6 protein-coding genes and 1 pseudogene are annotated in these 5,674 nt (G+C 59.7%); 4 read left to right on the top strand and 3 right to left on the bottom strand.

What is annotated here, in order from left to right; all coding sequences use genetic code 11:
• From WBM93_RS05210 to lepB, 4 genes and pseudogenes are all read left to right on the top strand, one after another.
• A pseudogene (locus WBM93_RS05210) lies at positions 1–159 on the top strand (orotate phosphoribosyltransferase); the annotation flags it as partial.
• Complete coding sequence (locus WBM93_RS05215) at positions 156–890, top strand: pyridoxine 5'-phosphate synthase (protein WP_424429103.1); 735 nt, start codon at positions 156–158, stop codon at positions 888–890. The pseudogene WBM93_RS05210 and the gene WBM93_RS05215, both read left to right, overlap by 4 nt.
• A gap of 127 nt (positions 891–1,017) precedes the next feature.
• Positions 1,018–1,419, top strand: coding sequence for a holo-ACP synthase (acpS, locus tag WBM93_RS05220; protein ID WP_424429106.1), 402 nt, complete (start codon positions 1,018–1,020; stop codon positions 1,417–1,419).
• 14 nt (positions 1,420–1,433) lie between these two features.
• Complete coding sequence (gene lepB / locus WBM93_RS05225) at positions 1,434–2,327, top strand: signal peptidase I (protein WP_424429108.1); 894 nt, start codon at positions 1,434–1,436, stop codon at positions 2,325–2,327.
• Positions 2,328–2,335: 8 nt separating this feature from the next.
• Here lepB and argC read toward each other — a convergent pair whose 3' ends face one another.
• The 3 genes from argC to WBM93_RS05240 all read right to left on the bottom strand — a co-directional run.
• The gene (gene argC, locus WBM93_RS05230) at positions 2,336–3,265 is read right to left on the bottom strand and encodes an N-acetyl-gamma-glutamyl-phosphate reductase (protein ID WP_424429111.1); all 930 of its coding nucleotides are present in this window, start codon (positions 3,263–3,265) and stop codon (positions 2,336–2,338) included.
• An 8-nt stretch (positions 3,266–3,273) separates the two neighbouring features.
• A complete protein-coding gene (locus WBM93_RS05235; protein ID WP_424429114.1) occupies positions 3,274–4,200 on the bottom strand; it encodes an NlpC/P60 family protein in 927 nt (308 codons plus the stop codon).
• A 130-nt stretch (positions 4,201–4,330) separates the two neighbouring features.
• The coding region (locus tag WBM93_RS05240) for a leucyl aminopeptidase family protein (protein ID WP_424429117.1) at positions 4,331–5,674 on the bottom strand (1,344 nt) is incomplete at its 5' end.

The raw sequence follows: 5,674 nt of genomic DNA on the forward strand, positions 1-5,674 counted from the left end.
CTGGTCGACCGGTCCAACGGCGCGGCCCAGTTTGATGTTCCCTTCTACCCGCTGGTTTCACTGGATGTGCCGTCCTACACCGCCGATGAGCTACCGCCCGAACTGGCCTCCATTCCGGCGACCAAACCCGGTAGCCGGGCGGAGCCATCGCCCGCGTGAGCGCTTCCAATACCCTCAGACTTGGCGTCAATATCGACCATGTTGCGACAATCCGCAACGCGCGCGGCGGCGATCATCCCGAACCGGTTCGCGCAGCGCTGCTCGCGGCGGAAGCGGGCGCCGACGGGATTACCGCCCATTTGCGCGAAGACCGGCGCCATATCCGCGATGATGATCTGACGGTGTTGATGGACACGCTCTCCATTCCGCTCAATCTGGAAATGGCGGCAACCGACGAGATGCTGGCCATCGCGCTGCGCCACAAACCGCATGCTGCCTGCATCGTCCCGGAGAACCGCGAGGAGCGGACAACCGAAGGCGGGCTTGACGCAGCGGGCATGCACAACAAGCTCGCCGATTTTGTCGGACAGTTGAGAGAGGCAAAAATCCGCGTCAGCCTGTTTATCGAACCAGACCCGCGCCAGATCGAGGCCGCCATCCGCCTCGGTGCGCCGGTCGTCGAATTTCACACTGGCCGCTATGCAGAGCTTACCGGCGCCGAGCGCGAAATCGAGCTGCGCCGGATCAGCGATGCAGCGGCACTGGCCGCGAAAAACGGCATCGAATCCCATGCCGGGCATGGCCTCACTTTCGACAATGTCATCCCGATCGCCGCGATCCCGCAGCTCGTGGAGCTGAACATCGGCCATTTCCTGGTCGGTGAAGCGATTTTCAGCGGACTCGACGGCAGCATCCGCCAGATGCGCGCGCTGATGGATGACGCGCGGTGAGAATATTGGCGAATCTTTCCTCCCTGCAGCGTAGCGGCGGGGAGGTGGCGCCGAAGGCGACGGAGGGGCACCCCTCCACCACCCTTCGGGCGGTCCCCCTCCCCGTCTGCGACAGGGAGGAAAAAATATGATCATCGGTCTGGGCTCCGACCTCTGCAATATCGAGCGCATCCAGAATTCGCTCGACCGTTTTGGCGAGCGCTTCGAAATGCGCGTCTTCACCGAACTCGAACGCGCCAAGGCGGCGCGGCGGCCGCACACCATTGCCGGCACCTATGCCAAGCGCTTCGCCGCCAAGGAGGCTTATTCCAAGGCGGTCGGCACCGGTTTTCGGGCTGGCGTGTTCATGAAGGATATCGGCGTGATCAACGCCAAAAGCGGAGCGCCAACGCTCGCCCTGACCGGCGGCGCAAAAAAACGCCTCGACGCGCTGACACCGGCGGGATATGGGGTGACCGTTCATCTCACACTCACCGACGATCATCCATGGGCACAGGCATTCGTGATCATTGAAGCCCATCCGCTATAGGAAACGCGCTTCGCATGGACCAGGAAACCGAAGATAAAAATATGGCTATAGAAAATGCCGCTGGCGGCGGTTCCAAGGGAAAATCCGACAAGGAAAAGGTCGACTGGATCGGCGAGATCAAGAGCATAAGCTTGCTGTTGCTGGCCGTTCTCGCGTTCCACAGTCTGGTCGCCAAGCCCTTTTATATACCGTCGGTATCGATGATGCCCGGCCTGCTGGTCGGTGACCGGCTGATTGTCAGCAAATATGCCTATGGCTGGTCCTGGGTATCACCAACCTTCCATATATTGCCGCGCCTGGAAGGCAGGCTGTTCGGGAGCCTGCCGGAACGCGGCGATGTCGTGATCCTGACGCCGAAAGAACAGAGCAGCGACTATATCAAGCGGGTGGTCGGCCTGCCGGGCGACACGATTGAACTGCGTGGCGGTCAGGTGTTCCTCAACGGAGTCGGTGTGAATCAGGAGGTTCAACCCGATCTGCAGGTTCCGATCGACGCCAATACCCCGTGCGGTGGAAATGAATTTCCCGGAGCGCGCGGAACGGATGCCGCTGGCAATCCGGTTTGCCGCCTGCCCATCCTTCGCGAAACGCTACCCAATGGCGTGAGCTATGACATTATCGATCTCGGACCCCAATATACCGACGACGTCGCCCCGGTAGAAATCCCGGAAGGGCAAGTCTACCTGCTCGGTGACAACCGTGATCTCAGTGCCGACAGCCGGGTGGCCAGTCCACTCGGTCTGGGGGGAACCATTCCCTGGGAAAATATCGGCGGGCGGGCTGAATTTATCACTTTCTCGCTGGACGGGACCACTACGTTGAATCCTTTGAGTTGGTGGAATTCCTTCCGCAGCGGCCGGGCCGGAACCAGCCTGCGCCCCGGCAAGACATTAGTGACCACCAAATAAACGGGAGTCTAGAACCGCAGTCCCGCGGTTTCGTCGAGACCGGCCATGATATTGAGATTCTGCACCGCTGCACCCGAGGCGCCCTTGCCAAGATTGTCGAGCCGGGCAATCAGGCGAACATGATAGCCCTCAGCGTTGCCACAGACAAACAGCTCAAGCCGGTCTGTCGGGGCGTCATTCTCGCTGATCAGCAGCTCCGACAACTCCCCCCTGCCCTGAACCGAAACAATCCTGGAATCGGTGTAATAGGCAGTTAGCGCTTCTAATAATTGTTCCGCCCGCACCGGTCCCATTGCGCCGAGATGGAGCGGCACATCGACCAGCATCCCCCGAAACGCACGGATTACCGACGGCGCAAAAATGACATCATGGGCCAGGCCGCCATGGACCTTCATTTCCGGCATGTGCTTGTGATCAAGGGTTAGACCATAGCTGCGGAAACCGAGATCGGGTTCTGCCGCGAACCGTTCGATCAGCGCCTTGCCTCCTCCCGAATAGCCGGACACCGCATTCATCACATAGGGCCAGTCGGCGGGCAGCAGGCCACCCGCGATCAGCGGCGCAACCAGCGCCAGAAATCCGGTCGGATAGCAGCCAGGATTTGAAACAAAGCGAGCCGTCGCAATAGCATCGCGCTGGCCTTTGCGAAATTCGGCGAAGCCGTAGGTCCAACCATCGGCAACCCGATGCGCGGTTGACGCGTCTATGACCCGGGTCGATCTATTCTCGATGAGCGATACCGCCTCAACGGCTGCCTCGTCCGGCAGGCACAGAATGACAAAATCACTGTCGTTAATCGCCTCGCGCCGCGCATCGACGTCCTTGCGTTGTTCTTCCGGCAGTTGAACGAGCGAAAATTCGCTCCGGCCCGAGAGCCGCTCGGCAATCTCCAGTCCGGTTGTACCCACGGCGCCGTCAATGAAAACAGTCTGCGTCATGGCCGGCCTCAGGACAGCCGTTTGCGGGCCAATATCGATTGGTCCGATGTTTTGGCAAAGCGGGCAACCACATCTTTGAGCGGCTCGATGACCACTTGCATCCAGTGCGAATTGGCGTGAACAATCCGGTCCTTGTCAACCATGAAGCCGACATGGTTCGGGAAGAACACCAGATCGCCGCGCCGCAACTCCTCGTCTTCCGCGATATCTTCGCCCAGTGCCGCCAGCTGCTGGTCGCTGTCCCGCGGCGCTTCAACACCGGTCAGCATCAGGATCATCTGGACCAGGCCCGAACAATCGAGACCATCACCGCTCCGCCCGCCCCAGAGATAGGGAGCGCCAATCAGCTGTTCGGCCAGCGCCGCGGTGCCGTTGGTTCCGTCAAAAACAACCTTCGTGCCGATCGGCTGGACATGGCGGACATGGACAAATCCCTTGCCGCTTTTTAAAAAGGACCCGCATTCGCTGGGTTCGCCGCAGGCAATTCGCGCACCCATCGGCAGCCGCTTCATCACACCCGACTTGAAATCCGGTTCGATGAATATAAGCGCTGCGCGTGCGTAAATGAGATGGGTTGGCTGCGGCGTCTTTTTCTGATGTTGCAGCGCATGGACCGGAACATAGCCGACATAGCCGTCATTGCCGCAATAGCCCCATGCCCAGTCACCGGCGATATCCAGAACATGGAAATCTTCCCCGTGCAGCAATTCGGAAATCGCTTCATGATCCTTTCCGCTCTGCTTGCGGATCATCGCCTTTGGCGCGGAACAGCGCATCGGCATCGGCGCCGCATAATGCGGTGCAAACAACTTGCCGGCCAGCGCGACATCCGCGAGGTCGCCGCGATGCGCAGTGATCCGGGGATCGAAATCCTCTTCCGGACCGTGCAACACGAATTTCGCGTGCGCGCCCGTATCAGCAGCTTTCATATCCATGCGTTCAGAAATCCCATTTTCGGCCAAAAACCCCAGTGCCCTGCGGCCTATACGCCGAGTTGCAAAGCAATGACAATCGCGCCGCCCTTACCCGACCTGGGGCCGGTTAATCAAGCAGTGTCGCATATGACTAGCTGGCGTATCGATTATTCAAATAGCGCCAGCTCGCCCGCAGCCCCAGAGCTTCGCCACCTTTTGGTCGCCCCGGCTTGCTCGCCGGGCGCCATGCAAAAGTATCGAAATGCGCCCAGGGCACGGATTCCGGTGCAAATTTCTTCAGAAACAGAGCCGCTGTGATGCTGCCCGCGAAACCGCCGGAAGCACTGTTCACACAATCGGCAATCGGACTGTTCAACATCGCATCATAAGCCGGCCAGAGGGGCAATTGCCAAAGCGGATCGCTTTCTTCTTCGCCAGCTTGCAAAAGCCCTTCCGCCATCTGCCGGTTGTCACAGAACATGACCGGCAAGTCAGGCCCCAATGCGACCCGCGCCGCTCCGGTAAGCGTCGCAAAATCAATGATCAGCTCCGGCTCATCTTCGCCGGCTAGAGTCAGAGCATCGCCCAGTACCAGCCGTCCTTCGGCATCGGTATTGGTGATTTCGACGGTCAGCCCCTTTCGGCTGTGCAATATATCGCCCGGGCGCAGGGCATGGCCATCAACCGAATTCTCGACCGCCGGAACCAACAGGTGCAAGCGTACCGGAAGATTGGCCTCCATCACCATCCTGGCAAGAGCGATGGCATGGGCAGCGCCCCCCATATCCTTTTTCATCAGCATCATGCCGGCCGCGGATTTCATCGACAGTCCGCCGCTGTCAAAGGTCACGCCTTTGCCGATAATCGCGATTTTCGGATGATCGGTCTTGCCCCATTTCAACTCGAGCAGGCGCGGCGCATGGGCTCGCATAGCCGCCTTGCCGACTCCATGGATCATCGGGAAATGCTCTTCGAGCGTATCTCCGCGCGTCACCTTCAACTCGCCGCCATGCTTTTCGGACAGCTTGTCGACAATATCCTCGATCTTGTCCGGTCCCATATCTGCGGCCGGTGTGTTGACCATATCGCGCACCATTGCGGTTGCTTCTGCCTGACGCACGGCTTCATCGCGCTGGCCGATCGCATCGTTGACCAGCAGCACGCTCGGCCCCTGCCGGTTGGGAAGTTCCTTATAACGGTCAAATTCATGTTGCGGGATCAGCCAGCCGAACAGCGCACCCTTGGCGCTGGCCCCCTGCAGGCGATATTTGCCCTCGGGTAATTTGCCGCCCAGCTTGGCGAGCGACCAGGGATCGAGCTTTTCACGATCGAGCACACCGGCAACCACCGAAAAATCGCCGGCGATCGACTTGTCATCGCTCTTGCCGCCGATCGGTGGCAGCAGCAGATAGGAGTCGGGATTGGCGACGAAGCGATAGGCCGCCACTATCGCCCTGATGCTCTCGGGTTGCCCTTTCAGCCAGTCTTCGAAATT

It is taken from the genome of Parasphingorhabdus sp., from assembly GCF_049667325.1.
Taxonomy (GTDB): Bacteria; Pseudomonadota; Alphaproteobacteria; order Sphingomonadales; family Sphingomonadaceae; genus Parasphingorhabdus.

Bases quoted from the DNA above. Each gene is read 5' to 3' on its own strand.
- acpS (WP_424429106.1), top strand. From the start codon at position 1,018: ATGATCATCGGTCTGGGCTCCGACCTCTGCAATATCGAGCGCATCCAG.
- argC (WP_424429111.1), bottom strand. From the start codon at position 3,265: ATGACGCAGACTGTTTTCATTGACGGCGCCGTGGGTACAACCGGACTG.
- WBM93_RS05235 (WP_424429114.1), bottom strand. From the start codon at position 4,200: ATGGATATGAAAGCTGCTGATACGGGCGCGCACGCGAAATTCGTGTTG.
- lepB (WP_424429108.1), top strand. From the start codon at position 1,434: ATGGACCAGGAAACCGAAGATAAAAATATGGCTATAGAAAATGCCGCT.